Raw genomic sequence first — 16,983 nt, forward strand, 5'->3', positions numbered from 1 at the left:
ATGATGGCGATCTGGGTTTATGACGCATTGCACAATAGATTGGATGCCCTAGACTGGCGCTAACGAACAGACGCCCATAGAGCGTCGGGGCTTGCCAAGGAACGTATCGATCATGCTGTATCACGCCTTTGAAATGCACAAGAGCTGGCTGGCGGGCGCGAGCGCGCTGGCGACCGCGGGCGCGCAGGTGATGCAGCACCCGGCAAACCCACTGGGCTATTTTGGCGGCAGTTCGCAATTTGCATCGGCGCTGGAAGTATTCGCGCATGCCGCGGCGCCGCGCGGCAAGCCCGCGTTCGACCTTTACGAGACCGCCGTCGGTGGTGAAGTGGTGCCGGTGACCGAGGTAGTTGAGGCGCGCAAACCGTTCGGGCAGCTCAAGCATTTCAAGCACAAGGGTACGAAAGACGCGCCCAAGTTGCTGATCGTCGCACCGATGTCGGGCCATTATGCGACCTTGCTGCGCGGCACGGTCGAGCGAATGCTGCCCGGGCATGATGTGTGGATCACCGACTGGCGCGACGCGCGCAACGTGCCGCTGGAGGCGGGCAGGTTCGACCTCGACGATTATATCGATTATCTGATCGGCTGGATGGAGCATATCGGCCCCGGCGCGCATATGCTGGCGGTGTGCCAGCCGTCCGTTCCGGCGCTTGCCGCTGCAGCGATCATGGCCGCCGACAAGAATAAATGCCGTCCGAAAACGCTGACGATGATGGGCGGCCCGATCGATACGCGCAAGGCGCCGACCGCGGTCAATCAGCATGCGATGACGCGCCCGCATGCGTGGTTCCAGGAAAATGTCATCGCGTCGGTCCCGGCCTATTATCCGGGCGCCGGTCGGCGTGTCTATCCGGGGTTCTTGCAACTCGCGGGCTTCATGTCGATGAACCTGGGCAATCACATGATGAGCCACTGGTCGATGTTCAAACATCTGGTCGACGGTGACGGGGAAGAGGCCGACAAGACCAAGGAATTCTACGACGAATATCGCTCGGTGTGTGATATGACCGCCGAATTCTATCTGCAGACCGTCGATGTCGTGTTCCAGCGCCACGCGCTGCCCAAGGGCGAGATGCTGCATCGCGGCAAGCCGGTGGATCTAAATGCGATCGAGGATATTGCCCTGCTCGCGATCGAAGGCGAGCGCGACGATATTTCGGGGATCGGCCAGACGAAAGCGGCGCTGACGCTGGCGAAGAACCTGCCGGCCGAACAGAAGAAATATCTGATGGCGAAGACGGTCGGTCATTACGGGATCTTCAACGGCCGCAAATGGCGCGAAGATATTGCGCCGGTGGTCGAAAAATGGATACGGAGCAACGGCGGATAACGTCCGCCGCCATCGGCATCGGCCTTTATCGCGGTCGATTCGAGCAGGAATGATCCAAGTGACCAACCGCATCGGGGCAACCTTGGCTGCTGCAATGCGCGCCGTGGGCAACCAATGGCTGCCGATCGGCGTCGGCGCGGCGGTGTGGATGTTCGTTACGCTGGCCAGCGCGGCGCAAGGCCAGCTTTTTGCAACCTATCACGGCCGCGAACAGGATTGGTGGCCGACGCTCGGTTACACTGCGGCGGTCTTTTCGGTCTGGGCGCTTTTGTCGCCCGCCGTGCTGATGGCGGCCGACCGGATATGTGCCCCGTTGAAGCGGTGGCGATGGAGCCGGGCGGGGCGGTGTTCCAGGCGATCACGGGCGAGGCCGGGGCGGCATTCGATGCGCTAAGGCGACGCAATCCCGACGGCGCCGCGGCGCTTTCGCGGCTGGGCGCCCAAGTCGATGACATACTCCTTCTCCATTGGCAGCGCGCCGGACAGGTGCAGGACGATACGACCGCGTCGTTGACCACCGGCGTACAGGCGGCGCAGTTCGCATTGGCCGGACCAACATTTGCGGCGGCGCAGGCGCGCTGGGACAGCCATATGTCGGTCCGGATGGTAGAGGCCGTGCGAGCCAATCCGGGCAAACGCGTAATGGTGATCGGCAGCTACAAGAACCGGGCGATGCTGCAACAGGCCGCGCAGGCGGTCGCCCCGCAGCGTGTCATCAACGCATCGCAATGGTTCGAAAAGACGAATTCCGCCATAACCGTGATCGAAAGGAAGTGATGATGAAACGCTGGTATGATGGAAGCTGTCACTGCGGCGCGGTGAAATTTCGGTTTCACATGGATGTCGGTTCTGGCACCAGCAAGTGCAACTGCACCTTTTGCTGAAAGCAGCGGAACTGGAAAGTGGGCGGGTTGAAGCCCGAGGATTTCGAGCTGGTTTCGGGCGAAGACGCCCTGGCGACCTATGCGCGCGAAACCGAAGCGTTCGCGATAGCGCACAAATTCTGTGCGACATGCAGAACCCAGACGCACGGCAGCGGCTATCTGAAAGAGCTGGGCGGCGCCTTTGCCTCGGTTCGGGTCGCTGCGATCGACGATCTGGCGGTCGAGGAACTGGTCTCCGCCCCGGTCACCTTTTGCGACGGTCTGCAGAACAATTGGTGGACCAGCCCAAACGAGACGCGCCACCTCTAATTGGTGGTTCTCGAGCCTTGCGCGCGGCGCGACGATTCCGGATTTGACGGGATGCCGACGACCGCAGCCACACCGTGCGGCATTGCGACCCTTAGTGCCAGGACGAGGTGCGCACGCTCCAGTAGGCGACATACAGCAATCCTGCCCACAGCAGCAAGATCGCGGCCATGCCGACACGGCTCGACGGGCGTTCGCTTGCGGCCTCCGCGGCGGCGTGGAGTTCGCTCCAGAGCGGGCCGCGGATCAGGCGGCGGACCGCCCACAGTCCCAATGGGACGATAAGGAGGTCGTCGAGCCAGCCCAGCACCGGAATGAAATCGGGGATCAGGTCGATCGGCGACAATGCATAGGCGGCGACCGCGATCGCCAAGAACCGCGCGAGCACAGGCACGCGCGGGTCGCGTGCGGCAAGCCACGCGGCGTGCGCTTCGACCGCGAGACGATGGCCAAGATCGCCGATGCGTTCGGAAAGGGATTTGCCGGTCATCGCGATCTATACTAGCCTTCCTGCATGGCGATCCAACTGAAAAGCGCGCGGGTCGAGCGTTGGGCGGTGGCGGGATCGTCTGTGATCGCGCGCGGCGCCAATAATTTTGTCGATGTTGTGGTGGCGGAGGTTGAGAGCGAGGGCGCGATCGGGCGCGGCGAAGGCACGCCGGCCTATTATCTGGGCGAGGATGCCGCGGCATGCCGCGATCAGATATTGCTGGCGGCGCCGCATATCGCCGACCTGGATGCCGCCACCGCGCGGGCGTTGGTGCAGGAATTGGTGGCGCCCGGCGCCGCGCGCAATGCGCTCGATTGCGCCTTGTGGGATCTGGCGGCGAAGCAGCGCGGGCTGCGACTCTGGCAGGTGGCGGGCTGCGATGGCGCGCCAACGGCACGGGTTACCGCCTTCACCATCTCGCTCGGCACGCCAGGGGCGATGGCCGAGCAGGCCGCGACCGCCGAGGCCGACGGCTATCGCCTGCTCAAGATCAAGCTGACCGGCGAGGATGATCGGCTGCGCGTTGCCGCGGTGCGGACGGGGGCGCCCGAAGCGCGGCTGATTGTCGATGCCAACGAAAGCTGGGGGCAGCTCGACATATTGGCTGAGGCCGAAGCACTCGCCGATTTCGGGGTCGAGATGATCGAGCAGCCCGTCGCGGTCGGCGCCGACGCGCTGCTCGATCCGATTTATGCACCGATCCCGTTCGTTGCCGACGAAAGCTGCCAGACCGCCGCCGACGTCGCGCGGATCGGCGCCTTCTACGATGGGGTGAACATCAAGCTCGACAAAGCGGGCGGGCTGACCGAGGCGTTGCGTATCGCCGATGCTGCCGACGCCGCCGGCCTGTCGATCATGGTCGGATGCATGTTGTCGACCAGCCTGGCGATCGCACCGGCGTTCGTACTGGCGCAGCGGGCGCGATGGGTCGACCTCGACGGCCCCGCGCTGCTGGCGCGGGACCGTGAGGGTGGGTTCGAGTTTCGCGAGGGACGGATTGGGCCGCCGGTCGTTTGACAAATCCCTGTCGCGCAGCGATGGGGAGGGGAAGGGCTCATCGCAGATGAGTGGTGAAGGGGCGGCAGCGTTTCGCCTTAGACCCTCCGTCAGCCCTTCGGGCTGCCATCCCCTCCGATGCCTGCGGCACAGGGAGGATTTGGAGTTACAGCGCCACCTCGGCGTGCTTGCCGAGATCGCCTTCGTTCATCTTCATGCCGGTCATCAGTTTGAAAACGCCCTTTATCCCCGGATCGGCGGTCCAGATTTCGGCATCAGCCAGGTCGAAGCGCAGCAGAACAAGTGTGGGATCATCCTTGCCGCCGTCATACCAAGCCGCGACGCCGTTGCTCCACAGCCTGTCGAGCACGGCGCGGTCATTTTCGAGCACCAGCGTTCCTGCGATGCAGGCGAACAGGTCGTGGCCCTTGGATGCGAACTGCGCCATCGCCGGACCGCCGTTCGCAAGGCGGTTGTCGGTCGAGGTAAAGAACCAGAAAGCGCTGTTGGCATCCTTGTCAAGCTGCGCGTTCATCGGGATGTGATGCTCGCGGCTGCCGGTGGTGCCGACCATCACATAGGGGCTGTCGGCGAGGGCTTTCCAGAACTGCTTTTTGATATCGTCGCTCATCGAGGGGTCTCCTTTTCTCTTGATGAGTCAACAACGCGGCAGCCGCTCCATTGTTGCCCGGCTTAGCGTCGCTGCGGCTCGACATAGCTCACGACCTCATATTCGATGCCGTCGGGATCGAAGAAATAGAAGCGTCGGCCGGGGTCATAATCGTCGTGGTTGAAGGGGGTGAGGCCAGCCGCCTTTACGCGCCCTTCAATGGCGTCAAGATCGTCGACCTGCACCCCGACATGGTTAAGCGGCTCGCCCTTGGGATAGCGGATGCCTGCATGCTGTCCGTCCGGCCCGGTGTAGAGCGCGACATAGGCGGCATCGCTGCCAAGGTGGATCGTGCGGCCGCCGTCGCGCGCCGGGCCGCGCCACCGCTCGTGCCAGCCAAAGATGGCAGCGAGAAGGGTAGCGGTGCGATCGGGATCGCTGACCGTAAGATTGATATGCTCGATAAAGGGATACGTCACGGATTGGCTCCTGATTCGGGTTGACGCAGCGATTTATGAAAGCTGAAGTAAGGTTTAGGTCAAGCGACGATTATACGGATGGTGATCGGGCAGGGGAGGGCGCAGTGAAGCAACGGACGGATTTAATCGCCATCGGCGAACTCGCGGCGCGCACCGGCGTCGCAGTGTCGGCGATCCGTTTCTATGAAGCGAAGGGGCTGCTCGATGCACTGCGCACCGGCGGCGGCCAGCGCCGCTTCCTGCGCGCCGACATCCGCCGTGTGTCGTTCATCCTGATCGCGCAGCAGATGGGCTTAAGCCTGGAGGAGGTCGCCGCCGAACTGGCGCGCCTGCCCGCCGGACGGACCCCGAATGCCGCTGACTGGACGCGGATCAGCACCGGGCTGCGCGCGCGCATCGACGCGCAGATCGCGGCGCTGACCCGAACGCGCGGCTTGCTCGACCAGTGTATCGGTTGCGGTTGCCTAAGCCTGAAGAAATGCGGGCTGTACAACGCGCAGGACAAGGCGGCGCAGCGCGGCGCGGGGCCGCGTTACGTGCTGGGCGACCGGGCAGGAGATATTGCGGAACTTGGTTGAAGCGCGCGAGTGTGTTTCGGCAATGGAGTCGTTAGCAGGCGCTCCAGCCAACGAGGAAATGTATGCGCGGGACAAGCCGCCGGTGGACTCGCGACGCCGCGCGCGTCAGTCGGACGGGCGCGCGGCGGCGGCACGGGTCCAGCCTTTGCGATATTTGGCAAACCAGGCGAGGATCGCGGCAGCCTTGGCGGCCGATTGCGACGGGCGCGCGGCGATGCCGCCGTGACTGGCGCCGGGGATGGTGACGAGCGCGGTGGGCACGCCGCGTAGGCGGAGCGCGGTGTAATATTGTTCGGATTCGCTGACCGGGGTGCGATAATCCTCGGCGCCGACGACGACCAGGGTCGGGGTTTCGACATTCCCGACAAGTGACAGCGGCGACAGCGACCAGTAAAGTTCAGGCTTTTCCCACGGCATCGCGCCGAGCCAATAGGGGCCGAAAAAGGCGGGGCCGTCGGCGGTGAGCGCCTGCGTGGTCCAGTTGATCACCGGTTTCTGGGTGACCGCTGCCTTGAAGCGGTTGGTTTTGCCAACGATCCAGCTGGTGAGCACGCCGCCGCCCGAGCCGCCGGTGACGAACAGCGCGTCGGGATCGGCGACGCCGAGTGCGATGGCGCGGTCGACGATGCTGATCAGGTCGAAATAATCATTGCCCGGATAGGCCTTGTCAATTTCCTGCGCGAACGCCTCGCCATAGCTGGTCGAGCCGCGCGGGTTGGCCGAGAGGACGGCGTAGCCGCCTGCTGCATAAAGCTGGTTGTCAGTTGAAAAATGCGGACCATAGGCGGTGAAGGGGCCGCCGTGGATTTCGAGGATCAACGGCACGCGTTGACCCTCGACATAGCCGGGGGGCAGGGTCAGCCAGCCTTCGATCTCTTTGCCGTCGTGGCTGGAGGGGGTGGTGATCTTGCGGACTTCGCCGAGCGCTTTGACTTCGCGAAGCGAGCGGTTGAGATCGGTGAGGATGCGCGCCGATCCGCCTCGCGCGAGTTGAACCTCGGCCGGGCGGGTGGCGGTGCCGCCGGTGAAGGCAATCGCGCCGCCGTCGGACACGGTGAAGCTGCCGCCGGTGTAGGGGCGGTCCATGCCGCCGCCCGACAGCCCCTTGGCGACGTCGCGGACCGATCCGTCGAGGTCGATGCGCGCGATTTTGGTTTCGCCATGATCGTCATATTGCGCGTAGAGTGCGCGGCCGCCGTCACCCCATAGGATCGCGTCGACGCTGTAATCCCAATTTTCGGTGAGGTTGCGGCGGCCCGAGCCGTCGCGGTTCATCACATAGAGGTGGGTGTTTTCATAGGCGCGCCCGGCGTCGTCGAACCCGAGATACGCGATCTTGCTGCCGTCGGGCGAGACGAGCGGGTTCGCGTCGGGACCGTTGCGGTCGGTGAGCGCGGTGATGCGGCCGCTGGCGACGTCGAGCGCGTGGACCTCGCTTTCGAGCGCGTCGGTTTCCCAGTCGGGCTTGCGATTGGCGGCGAAATACAGCGTGCGGCCGTCGCGCGACCAGCTGAGCGGGCCATTGTCGTGATAGGGGCCAAAGGTTAGCTGGCGCGGGGCGCCGCCGTTGGCGGGGACGAGGAAGATTTTTTCGAAGCCCGGTTCGACATAGCCCTGTCCGTCGGCGCGATAGGTGAGGAGGTCGCGGATTTCGAGCGGTTCGGCCCAGGTCGCGCCCTTCGGCTTGTTGGCGGGTGCGGCGCCGAGTTTCAGTCCCTCATCCTTGACCAGCATCGTGTAGGCGATCGAACGGCCGTCAGGCGCCCAGGCAAGCGATGAGGGCGCGGTCGGCAGGCCGGTCAGCCGCACCGCCTCGCCGCCCTGCATCCAGCGCACCCACAGCTGGGCGCTGCCGCCGTCGGTCGAGGCATAGGCAAGGCGCTTGCCGTCAGGCGACCAGCGCGGCGCAAAGGCGCCGCCTTGCCGCCCGGCGAGCGGGGTTTCGTCGCCCGTCGCGGTGTCGATCAGCCAGATCGTGCTGACCGCGCGGTCGGTCATGATGTCGTTCTGGCGGCGGACATAGGCGATGTGGCGGCCGTCGGGGCTGATCTGCGGATCGGCGGCGATGGCGAGATCGAACAGGTCGGCGCCGGTCAGGCGGCGTTCGGGCGCGGTGCGCGCGCTGCCGACCGCCGATCCGGGTGTTGCAGCGGGGGTGGGGGTGGCTTTTTCCTCAGCGGTTGGCGTCGGGGGCGGCATATCCTGCGCAAAACTCAGCTGCGAAGAAAGTGCGAGCAGGCTCGCACCGAGAATTTCAAGTTTGCGCATGAAAACCGTCCCTTTTTTTGCCAACCGGTGCAGGTCTGTCTCTTTCGGGACGGCGCGTCAACTACGTCCGGTTGCGTGCGGCGGACTGCACACGCCCTCTATCCCGCAGCGATCTCGGCGGCTGGATAATCCTCTGCCGCCGATGGGCAGCCGCCTTGTTTCATGACGGGCGATTGGCCGGGGACGTGCCAGGTCGAGGCCCAAAGTTCGGGGTCGTCGCCGACCGCCTCGAAAATGCACACTTCGGTATTGGTGCCGTTCGGGGAAATGACCACCGCCCAGTTAAAGCGGTTTTCGGCGCGGCGGGCGCCGCCCCAGGTGAGGATGCGCCCGCCCGCGACGCGGACGATCGGCACGCCGATGCCATTGCCGCGGTGACCCGGATCAAAAATTTGCGTCAGCCGCCGCCTGCGGCCTGACGGACCGATATTGGGGTGAAGGTGCGGACGCGGTTGCGGCCGGTGCGCTTGGCCTCGTAGAGCGCCTGATCTGCCTCGTGCATCAGCGCCGACAGATTGGCGCCGGGAGTGCCGATGGTCAGTCCGATGCTGGTCGTCGGCACGAGCGTGGACGGGATGCGGTCGGCGGCGGCGGGGGCGAGGCCGATGCGCACCGCTTCGGCAAATTGGCGCGCCGTCTCAATCCCCGCGCCGGGGACGATCAGCGCAAATTCCTCGCCGCCGATGCGGCCGGCAATCATTTCGGCGGGGCCGATGGCGCGAACATGCGCGCCGAACGCCGCAATGATCGCGTCGCCGACCGCGTGGCCATAGCTGTCGTTGATCTGTTTGAAGCGGTCGAGGTCGGCGATTATCAGCGCCACCGGGCGATCGTCGTCGAGATAGCGGCGGAGCGCCGATCCGGCCTTTGCCTCGAACCCGCGGCGGTTGAGCAGGCCTGAGAGTTTATCGTCATCGACTTGGCGGCGCAGCTCGATGATCTGGTCGATTGCGACCGCGACCATCAGGCTGATCGCCGCCGTGATCGACACCATTGCCTGAGTAAATTGCACCGTTGTCCAATAGACCGACTGCTGGAAACCGTCATAGTTGTCGAAGCCGCCGCCGAGCGACAACAACACGATCGGGCGGGCGATCAGGTTGACCGCCGACAGCGCCGCGACCCAGAACAATACCCTGTCGATGACATAGCGTTTCTTGATCGGCCAAAGCGCGCGGACGACCATCGCCGCGATGATCCCGGCGCCAATGCTGATCGACAGGATACGGCCGCCGATGCTGAGCGAGCCGAGCAGGAACCACAGGAAGAATGCCATCGAGACGGCGCTGGCCACCGCCATCGCGCGCCAGGGGACCGGCAATCCGTAACGCCGGATGATCGCCGCCGCGAACAGCGCGCCGGTGGCGAGGAAGCCGATATTGGCGGGGATGCGGTGCAGATCGTAGGGCAGTGCGGGGCCGACATCGAGGATCAGGAAGGCGATCGCCGAGGCGGTATAGGCGCCCGCGGCATAAGCGACATAGCGGTCGCGGCGGTTCAGCCACAGCAGGAAAAAGGCGACCGCGAACAACAGACCGATGCCCGGATTGAGCAACTGAATAAAAAACTGACCCGACAAAATGCTCGCCTCTCTGCCACCGAAGGTAGCGGCGATATGGATAACGAATTGTTACTTTTCTGTGTGTTAGGTCACAGTAGATGTAAAAGACACGAACCTTCAGGCGGTTCCGCGTACGACCAGATGCACCGGGATCCGCGTGCCGCTGCGGGTGCGTTCGTCATCCTCGAGCGCCATCGCGACGAGCGCCTCTCCGGCGGCGTCGAGATCGGGTTCGAGTGAAGTGAGCGCGGGGTCGGCAAGGGTGCCGGCACGGATTCCGTCGAAGCCGATCAGCGCGACGTCCTGCGGCACGCGGCGCCCGGCGTCCTTGAGGCCTTGCAGCACGCCGAGCGCGAGCATGTCGCTGGCGGCGAAGATCGCATCGGTGTCGGGATGATCGGCGAGCAGCGCATGGGCCGCGGCAACGCCCTGCGCGTGGCGGTCGGCGGCGGCGGGGGGCTCGGCGATGATCGGCGTCAGCCCGTGCGCGGCCAGTGTCGCGGTGAAGCCGTCGCGGCGCTCGTCGAACTGGCGCTGCGGCGATTGCTGCGGCCCGACAAAGGCGATGCGGCGGCGGCCGAGTTTGACGAGATGTTGGGCGGCAAGCTGGCCTCCCTCGTCATTTTCGCTGCGCATCCAGTGAAAGGGGCTGCCGGGGCTGCCCCAGCAGACGAAGTCGAGGCCCGACGATTGCGCCGCGGCGAAATAGTCCCATGCGGCGCGGTTGCTGGTGGTGCCGATGACGATCATCGCGTCCGCCAGCCCCGACGCGACAAAATCGGCGCGGAAATTTGCTTCGCTTTCCTGGAACGAGACGAGCAGGTTGAAGCCGCGCGCCGAGGTCGCGGCGGCGATGCTGCCGAGCAGCGCGAAATAGAAAGGGTTGATCGCGCTGCGGTCTTCGCCGGGGCGGCAGATGGTGACGAGCGCGATCGTCTCGCTGCTTTTGAGGCGCAGCGACGAGGCGTGGCGGTCGACGACATAGCCAAGCTCGCGCGCCGCCGCCGAGACGCGGGCGCGGGTTTCGGCGTTGACCCCGGGGGAGTTGCGCAGCGCGCGCGAGACGGTCGATTGCGACACCCCGGCGCGCTCGGCGACGTCGAACGATGTCGGGCGCAGCATCTTTGCGGTCATGACGGCCTCTCTCTCCTCGGCGCGTTCTCTCGCCGGGGGGGCGGGGGTTGTCAATCGGATGCTACGGATGGCTGCGTTGCGTGGTCAGCGGGTGAGTTCACGGTCGGGCCAGCGGATGGTGATGGAAAGGCGGTGGTCGGCGGCGCTGCGGTCCCAGCTGCCTTTCAACTGGCGCTCGATCAGGGTGCGGATGAACTGGGTGCCAAAGCTTTCGCTGTCGATCTGCGGGGTGGTGGGCAGATTGCTTTCGGTCCAATTCAGTTCGATGTCGCCCTCGTCGCGGCGCCAGCTCACCGCCAGGTCGCCATGTCCTGAGAGAACGCCATATTTGATGCTGTTGGTAACGAATTCGTGGATCGCGAGCGACAGCGCTTGCGCGCCTTCGTCGTCGAGGCGGACATTGGGACCGGTCACCGCGGCCATCTGTTCGGGCGAGCGTCCGGCGAGTTCAAGTTCGCGGTGGACGATCTTGCCAAGTTCGACGCTGTCGACCGCGCCGGTGACCAGCATCTGCTTGGCGTCGGACAGCGCGCGCATGCGGCCGTCGAACTTGGTTTCGAATTCGTCGAGGCTGGCCGATTCGCGCAGGGTGATGCGCGCGAGCGCGCCGATGCGCGCAAAGGCGTTTTTCATTCGGTGCGCCATTTCGCCGATCATTAGCTCGCGGTCCTCGGCATGGCGCGCCTTTTCGGCGGCGAGCGCCTGAAAGGCGTCGATGCGTCGCCGCTGAACACGGTGAAGCTGAGTCGCGAGCAGCGCGACGGCGATCCCGAAAATCATGATGGCGAGCGGCCGCCCGAGCCGTTCGAGCAGGCGGCCATAGGATATGCGCATCGTCCATTGTCGGTCGGCGACGCGTAGCACCTGTTCTTGTGCGTCCCAGCCCATCGTCCCCTTGCGAAAGACGAGCGGTGCCGCCGGGCCTTCGCCGGCGTAGATTTCGATGCCGTCGATCGTGTCGAGCTGCGTTCCGAGCACGGCTTTCATCATGTCCGCCGAACGGAACGGCGCATAGACGAAGGCTTCGACCGCACGGGTTCCGGGCGCGGTGGCAAGCGTATCGGAATTCGCGCCGACTGCGGTGCGGGCGTAAACGGGCAGGTAGATCAGAAAGCCCGGTTGTTTTGCTGCCATGCCCTTTTCCTGGGCGAGCAGGACGATGCCGCTCGCCGCGGGCTGGCCCGTCTGCCAGGCGCGGCGCATCGCGGCGCGGCGGGTCGGCTCGCTGTACATATCGAAACCGAGCGCGGCATTGCGGCGCGGGGTGTAAGGTTCGACCAGGACAATGGGAAAGCCGATCGGCTGGTCGGTTGCGGGCCACACCTTGATGTCGCGGCCGTAATTTTCGTGCAGCTTGGCCTCGACTGCGGCGGGGGTATCGGCGCGCATTGCGACGGCGATACCGACCCCCTCCATCCCGGGCGCCTGTACCTGTGGCTGGAGCGCCGCGAGATAGGCGCGGATGCCGGGGCCGCTGGCGGCGGCGTCCGATTGATAGAGCGCGCGCACACCCTTGAGCACCGCGACATGATCGTGCAGCCGCATGTTTACCTGCGCCGCGACACGCTCGGCACGGTCGGCCTCTTCCGATTGATTATACAGAAAACTTGCAGTGGCGGCGGCGAGCGTTGCCAAGAGGATGACCAGCCCGACAAACCGGACCAGCAGCGCCAACAGCCGATCTGCCCATGAATTAGGGCGCATTCATTTTTCCTGCCTGATGGCTGCCGCAGCAGCGCCCCCCTCGCGCTCCCGATGTTCCACGCGGCGCTGGCGTTGGCAAGAATATTTCGCGGGACGTCAATACTGCGGCGAATGGGTTGCGGAGCGCAACCTTTCCTCTATTCTGCCGAGGTTGGAAAAAGGAGCGTCGCGGGATGATTATTTACGGGTCTTTGGTGTCGCCGTTCGTGCGCAAATTGCTGGCGTATCTGGGCGAAAAGGGGATTGATTTCGAACTGAAGGGTGTCGGCATCGGGGATCCCGATCCGGGATTCCGCGCGGCGTCGCCGCTGGGCAAGATGCCCGCGATGGAGGACGACGGCTTCACCCTCGCCGATTCGAGCGCCATCATCCATTATCTGGAGGCCAAATATCCCGACCCGCCGCTGATCCCGACCGACGCGCAGGACCGCGGGCGGGTGATCTGGTGGGACGAGTTTGGCGACACGGTGCTGGCGGCGTGCGGCGGCAAGATGTTCTTCAACCGCATCGTCGCGCCGAAATTCCTGGGGCGCGAGGGCGACCTAGCGGCGGCGGCGCAAGCCGAGGCCGAGGAGCTGCCCAATCTGCTGGCGTATCTGGAAACCGCGATCCCGGCGTCGGGCTATCTGGTCGGCGACCGGCTGACGCTGGCCGACCTGGCGGTCGCGTCGCCGCTGATGAACCTGCGCCACTGCGGCTGCGGGGTCGACGCGGCGACCTATCCCAAGGTGGCGGCGTGGAGCGAAGCCATCCTGTCGCGCCCGAGCATTGCACCGTGGATTGCAAAGGAAGAGCGGATGATTGCCAAGGTAATGGCGGGCTGAGCCATGCGGACGCGGCAGAGCGTCTGCGTGCGCAAGGCGCGCTATGCGTCGGCCGCGGTGGCACTCGATGCGGCAAAGGTCGCCGGGCTGGCGCTGAGGCCCTATCGCTGCGACCGCTGCTGGCAGTTTCATCTGACCAGCCGGACAAAGGGCAGATGGATGCCTACAACCAGCCGATACTCTTGAAACGCCAGAAGACGAGCGCCGAGCCGCCGAAGATCAGGGTCAGCGCGAAGGGATAACCGAGCGCCCAGTCGAGTTCGGGCATGAAGTCGAAATTCATGCCGTAAATTCCTGCGATGGCGGTCGGCACCGCGAGGATCGCGGCCCAGGCGGCGAGCTGACGGGTGATGACACCCTGGCGTTGCTGTTCGAGCATGCCGTTGGTTTCGATCACCGATGCGGCGACATCGCGCAGGCCGGTGAGGCGGAATTCGGCGCGCTGGACATGGTCCCACACGTCGCGGAAAAAGGGGCGTACTGCGGGGTCGATGCACGGCAGGTCATCCTCTCCGGCAAGGCGCCCGGCGACGTCCTTCATCAATCCGGCGAGCCGCTGGAAGCGGATGACTTCGTGGCGCTGGGCATAAAGTTGGCGGATGGAGGCGGCGTCGAGCGGGGTGTCCATGACGCTGTCCTCGACCAGCAGCATGCGGTCCTCGATCGCGTCGATCAGCGGGAAATAGCCGTCGACGATGAAATCGAGGATCGCATAGAGGACGTAGTCGGGGCCGTGCGCGAGCTTGGCCGGCAAGGATTCGAGCCGCGCGCGCACCTCGCTGTGGGTGCGCGCCGAGCCGTGGCGGACGGTGACGACGAAATGGCGCCCGACAAAGATCGCGGTCTCGCCCGACTGGATCGTCCCCGCCCCCAAATTGCCCGTGCTGGCAATGATGAACAGCTGGTCGCCATAGACTTCGACTTTGGGCAGCTGTTTCGCCTTGGTCGCATCCTCGACAGCGAGTGGATGGAGGCCGAAGCGTTTGGCGATCCCTTCGAGTTCGCCGGGGGTTGGCTCGTAGAGCCCGAGCCAGAAGAAATCTCCCTCGGCGCAATCGTCTGGGAGCTCCTCGTTGGGACCGATGTCGCGGACGAGCTTGCCATCATGATAAACGCGGGCGGCCATGATCGGCATTGGCGGGAAACTCCATCTGGTTGGGCACAGGGGCCAGCGCTGCTATAATCGGGGCAGCCGGGAAGGGAAATCAATGTCGCGGGTTTGGGCATCGGCGCCAGTCGCGAGGCTGCGCCTGCCCGACTGTGTTATCCCAACAAAACCCTCTTGCCAAACCTGCGCTACAAATGTAGCACGCTACAAATGTAGCGCATGAGGTGAGTCGCATGTTGTCCAGTTTGCCGCCGCGGGAACGCGAGATTGTCGATATTCTCTATGAGCGCGGCGCGTCGACGGTGACCGAAATCGGCGAGGCGCTGTCCGACGAATTGTCGGGGTCGGCAATCCGCGCGATGCTCAAACGGCTGGAGGCGAAGGGTTTCGTCGTGCGCGAAGCGTCGGAGAACGGTTTTGTATATGCGCCAAGCGTGTCGGACAAGACCGCGCGGAAATCGGCGTTGAGCCAGGTGGTGCGGGTGTTTTTCAACGGATCGGCGACGAGCGCCGCCGCGGCGTTGCTCGGAATGCAGGATGAGATGAGCGCGGACGAACTCGACGAGCTGGAAAAGCTGATCGGGCAGGCGCGCGAAGGGAGAGCGAAATGATGATCACCACGACCATGCTGATCGGGCTCGCTTGGAAATCGGCACTGATCGCCGGATTGACGCTGGGATTGCTGCAGCTGGCGCGCTCACGCTCGGCGGGCGAGCGGTCGCTGGTCGCGCATGTCGGGCTGCTCGCGCTTCTGGTGTTGCCGGTCGCCTCGCTGGTGCTGCCGCTGTGGCAGCCGCTGCCCGCAACCTGGGTTGCCGAGACGAAGCCGACGGCTTTCGTCCTCACCGAGATAGGGGGATCGGCGGTCGATCCGGCCTTCGCCGCGGCTTCAGTCCCTGTCGTGGCCGACACCGCCGGATCGCCGCCGATCAGCCCTTCGGTGGGGGCCGACCTTGCCCCCTTTCTCTATCTTGTCCCGCTCGCGCTGCTGTTTGGAGTGATGCTACTCGCGGTGTTGCGGCTGTTCGCAATGCGCGGGCGTGCCGAGGTGCTGGTCGAACGATCGTGGCTGTCGGCGCTGGCCGAGGCGCAGCGGCGGATGGGGTTCAAGCATGGCACCGCGCTGCTGGTCAGCGACGAATTGCGCTCGCCGATCAGCTGGGGACTGCTGCGATCGACGATCGTATTGAGCCCGAAAGCGGTGCAGGCGGTGGGTGAGGCTGAGGCGATTATCGCGCATGAACTGGCGCATATCGCGCGCCTCGACTGGGCGAAGCTGCTTGCGTCGCGCGTCGCTTGCGCAGTCTTCTGGTTCAATCCCTTGGTATGGATGCTCGCGCGCGAAAGCCATCAATTGCGCGAGGAAGCTGCCGACGATGCCGTGCTGTTGGCCGACATCGACGGTCCCGATTATGCGACATTGCTCGTGGGTGCGGCGCGGCACGACAATAGAGCCGCGCTGATGGCGGCGCATGGCGTCGCGCCGTCGAAGAACAGCCTCAAGCGCCGGATCACCCGCGTCCTTGATGCCAGTCTAAAGCGCGGGCCGGCGAGCGCCAGCTGGGTGTTGATGAGCCTGGTCGTGCTGGCCGGGTTGACAGCGCCGCTCGCGGCCTTCTCGGCCACCGCGGCGGAAGAGAAGATGACCGCGAAAGAGGCGCAGACCGCCGCCATTGCCGCGCAAAAATCCGCGATCGCGTCAGCCCGGTCGGTGACGGCAACCAAAGCGCAAGTGCAAGCGGCGGATGAAGCCGCCGCTACATCGACGACCCGGCAGCTGAGCGCTGAGCAGTTGATCAGCCTGCGCGCGATCGGGGTAACCGCCGAATATGCCGCCGAGATGCGCGCCGAGGGTGCGTCATTGGATGCGGACCAGCTGATGTCGGCACGGGCGAGCGGGGTCGATGCGGCCTATATCCGGTCGATGCGGCAAATCTTCCCGGGGGTCGATATTGACGAATTGATCGGCGCGTCGGCGCTGCACATCGAGCCCAATTTTGCCCGCGACATGAAATCGCACTTCCCCGACATCGGCATCGACGACGTCGTCGCATTGCGCGCGATGGGGGTCGACTGCGACTTCGTCACCGACATGCAAAAGGCGGGCGTGAAGATGCGCAGTGCCGATGACGCGATCGAACGGCGCGCCACCGCGATGTTCCGTCCGACCGCAAAGCCGAAACCCGTGGCCGCGAGGTCGCAGCATGGCGCGGCGGTCCGCATCGGACCCGGTGGAGTGATGGAAGCGCGCAGCGGCGATGGCCGCGTCTCGCGCATCGAGTTTGCCGAACCACCGGAACCGCCAGTGCCGCCGACGAACTGACGTTCGGACGCTTGTCCAAGCCTGAATATCGTTGATCGAACCATAGTTTTGAAACGCCGCTGCGGGGGCGAGCGATGACGCTCGTCCGGCGCTGCCAACAGGAGTGACTTCATGAAAACCCCCATGATCGCCGCGGCCGCCGCGCTGCTGACCGTTATTGCCAGCGTCGCGCCGAGCAATGCTGCCGACCCGTTGGTGATGACCGATATCGAATGGAAGGCGACCCCGGGCAAAAACCATCCGCATTTTCGGGTGAGCCACAAGAGATCGAGCAGCGATCTGTCGCTCGATGGCGCTCGCGCCGCGCTGGCGCGGGGGGGGGGGGGGGGGGGGGGGGGGGGGGGGGGGGGGGGGGGGGGGGGGGGGGGGGGGGGGGGGGGGGGGG

At 65.0% G+C, this 16,983-nt stretch carries 19 protein-coding genes; 10 read left to right on the plus strand and 9 right to left on the minus strand.

Features of this window, described 5'->3' with window-relative positions; genetic code table 11:
* Positions 1–112: 112 nt before the first annotated feature.
* The 3 genes from phaZ (at position 113) to K0M74_RS17225 (ending at position 2,526) form a co-directional block, all read left to right on the plus strand.
* On the plus strand, positions 113–1,333 hold the full coding sequence (phaZ, locus tag K0M74_RS17215) for a polyhydroxyalkanoate depolymerase (protein ID WP_293975280.1): 1,221 nt from the start codon (positions 113–115) through the stop codon (positions 1,331–1,333).
* Positions 1,334–1,636: 303 nt separating this feature from the next.
* Positions 1,637–2,110, plus strand: coding sequence for a hypothetical protein (locus K0M74_RS17220; protein ID WP_293975283.1), 474 nt, complete (start codon positions 1,637–1,639; stop codon positions 2,108–2,110).
* A gap of 125 nt (positions 2,111–2,235) precedes the next feature.
* Entirely contained in the window at positions 2,236–2,526 is a 291-nt protein-coding gene (locus K0M74_RS17225) for a hypothetical protein (protein ID WP_293975286.1), read from the plus strand.
* A gap of 91 nt (positions 2,527–2,617) precedes the next feature.
* Here the strand turns inward: K0M74_RS17225 and K0M74_RS17230 are convergent, their stop codons facing one another.
* Positions 2,618–3,013 carry a YkvA family protein gene (locus K0M74_RS17230; RefSeq protein ID WP_293975289.1) on the minus strand — a complete coding sequence of 132 codons (396 nt, stop codon included), beginning with the start codon at positions 3,011–3,013 and terminating at the stop codon, positions 2,618–2,620.
* A gap of 24 nt (positions 3,014–3,037) precedes the next feature.
* Here K0M74_RS17230 and K0M74_RS17235 point away from each other — a divergent pair, with 24 nt between their 5' ends.
* On the plus strand, positions 3,038–4,030 hold the full coding sequence (locus K0M74_RS17235; protein WP_293975292.1) for a dipeptide epimerase: 993 nt from the start codon (positions 3,038–3,040) through the stop codon (positions 4,028–4,030).
* A gap of 145 nt (positions 4,031–4,175) precedes the next feature.
* On the opposite strand, the gene K0M74_RS17240 is transcribed toward K0M74_RS17235, so the two are convergent.
* Both K0M74_RS17240 and K0M74_RS17245 read right to left on the minus strand, forming a co-directional pair.
* Positions 4,176–4,640: a pyridoxamine 5'-phosphate oxidase family protein gene (locus tag K0M74_RS17240; RefSeq protein WP_293975295.1), complete on the minus strand. Its 465-nt coding sequence runs from the start codon at positions 4,638–4,640 to the stop codon at positions 4,176–4,178.
* A 62-nt stretch (positions 4,641–4,702) separates the two neighbouring features.
* The gene (locus tag K0M74_RS17245) at positions 4,703–5,098 is read right to left on the minus strand and encodes a VOC family protein (RefSeq protein ID WP_088442685.1); all 396 of its coding nucleotides are present in this window, start codon (positions 5,096–5,098) and stop codon (positions 4,703–4,705) included.
* Between the two features lie 104 nt (positions 5,099–5,202).
* On the opposite strand from K0M74_RS17245, the gene soxR reads away from it, so the two are divergent.
* Positions 5,203–5,676 (plus strand): redox-sensitive transcriptional activator SoxR, encoded by a 474-nt coding sequence (soxR, locus tag K0M74_RS17250; RefSeq protein ID WP_293975302.1) that lies wholly within the window; start codon positions 5,203–5,205, stop codon positions 5,674–5,676.
* A gap of 105 nt (positions 5,677–5,781) precedes the next feature.
* Here the strand turns inward: soxR and K0M74_RS17255 are convergent, their stop codons facing one another.
* The 5 genes from K0M74_RS17255 to K0M74_RS17275 form a co-directional block, all read right to left on the minus strand.
* On the minus strand, positions 5,782–7,944 hold the full coding sequence (locus tag K0M74_RS17255) for a S9 family peptidase (RefSeq protein ID WP_293975305.1): 2,163 nt from the start codon (positions 7,942–7,944) through the stop codon (positions 5,782–5,784).
* A 98-nt stretch (positions 7,945–8,042) separates the two neighbouring features.
* Entirely contained in the window at positions 8,043–8,300 is a 258-nt protein-coding gene (locus K0M74_RS17260; protein ID WP_293975308.1) for a hypothetical protein, read from the minus strand.
* A gap of 41 nt (positions 8,301–8,341) precedes the next feature.
* Positions 8,342–9,523: a diguanylate cyclase gene (locus tag K0M74_RS17265; RefSeq protein WP_293975311.1), complete on the minus strand. Its 1,182-nt coding sequence runs from the start codon at positions 9,521–9,523 to the stop codon at positions 8,342–8,344.
* A 99-nt stretch (positions 9,524–9,622) separates the two neighbouring features.
* The gene (locus K0M74_RS17270) at positions 9,623–10,639 is read right to left on the minus strand and encodes a LacI family DNA-binding transcriptional regulator (protein ID WP_293975314.1); all 1,017 of its coding nucleotides are present in this window, start codon (positions 10,637–10,639) and stop codon (positions 9,623–9,625) included.
* Between the two features lie 84 nt (positions 10,640–10,723).
* Positions 10,724–12,343 (minus strand): CHASE domain-containing protein, encoded by a 1,620-nt coding sequence (locus tag K0M74_RS17275; protein WP_293975317.1) that lies wholly within the window; start codon positions 12,341–12,343, stop codon positions 10,724–10,726.
* A gap of 173 nt (positions 12,344–12,516) precedes the next feature.
* Here K0M74_RS17275 and K0M74_RS17280 point away from each other — a divergent pair, with 173 nt between their 5' ends.
* Both K0M74_RS17280 and K0M74_RS17285 read left to right on the plus strand, forming a co-directional pair.
* Positions 12,517–13,167, plus strand: coding sequence for a glutathione S-transferase family protein (locus K0M74_RS17280; RefSeq protein WP_293975320.1), 651 nt, complete (start codon positions 12,517–12,519; stop codon positions 13,165–13,167).
* Positions 13,168–13,170: 3 nt separating this feature from the next.
* The gene (locus tag K0M74_RS17285; protein ID WP_293975360.1) at positions 13,171–13,353 is read left to right on the plus strand and encodes a hypothetical protein; all 183 of its coding nucleotides are present in this window, start codon (positions 13,171–13,173) and stop codon (positions 13,351–13,353) included.
* Here the strand turns inward: K0M74_RS17285 and K0M74_RS17290 are convergent.
* Positions 13,331–14,302 (minus strand): magnesium and cobalt transport protein CorA, encoded by a 972-nt coding sequence (locus K0M74_RS17290; protein ID WP_293975362.1) that lies wholly within the window; start codon positions 14,300–14,302, stop codon positions 13,331–13,333. The two genes, K0M74_RS17285 and K0M74_RS17290, sit on opposite strands and share 23 nt — an antisense overlap.
* A gap of 206 nt (positions 14,303–14,508) precedes the next feature.
* Here K0M74_RS17290 and K0M74_RS17295 point away from each other — a divergent pair, with 206 nt between their 5' ends.
* The 3 genes from K0M74_RS17295 to K0M74_RS17305 all read left to right on the plus strand — a co-directional run.
* Positions 14,509–14,886 carry a BlaI/MecI/CopY family transcriptional regulator gene (locus K0M74_RS17295; RefSeq protein ID WP_088442665.1) on the plus strand — a complete coding sequence of 126 codons (378 nt, stop codon included), beginning with the start codon at positions 14,509–14,511 and terminating at the stop codon, positions 14,884–14,886.
* Positions 14,883–16,598 (plus strand): M56 family metallopeptidase, encoded by a 1,716-nt coding sequence (locus K0M74_RS17300; protein WP_293975369.1) that lies wholly within the window; start codon positions 14,883–14,885, stop codon positions 16,596–16,598. Before K0M74_RS17295 ends, K0M74_RS17300 begins: the two co-directional genes overlap by 4 nt.
* A gap of 111 nt (positions 16,599–16,709) precedes the next feature.
* Positions 16,710–16,983: hypothetical protein (locus K0M74_RS17305; RefSeq protein WP_293975372.1), on the plus strand; the 274-nt coding region annotated here is incomplete at its 3' end.

This window comes from Sphingopyxis sp., assembly GCF_019459305.1.
In the GTDB taxonomy this organism is placed as follows: domain Bacteria; phylum Pseudomonadota; class Alphaproteobacteria; order Sphingomonadales; family Sphingomonadaceae; genus Sphingopyxis.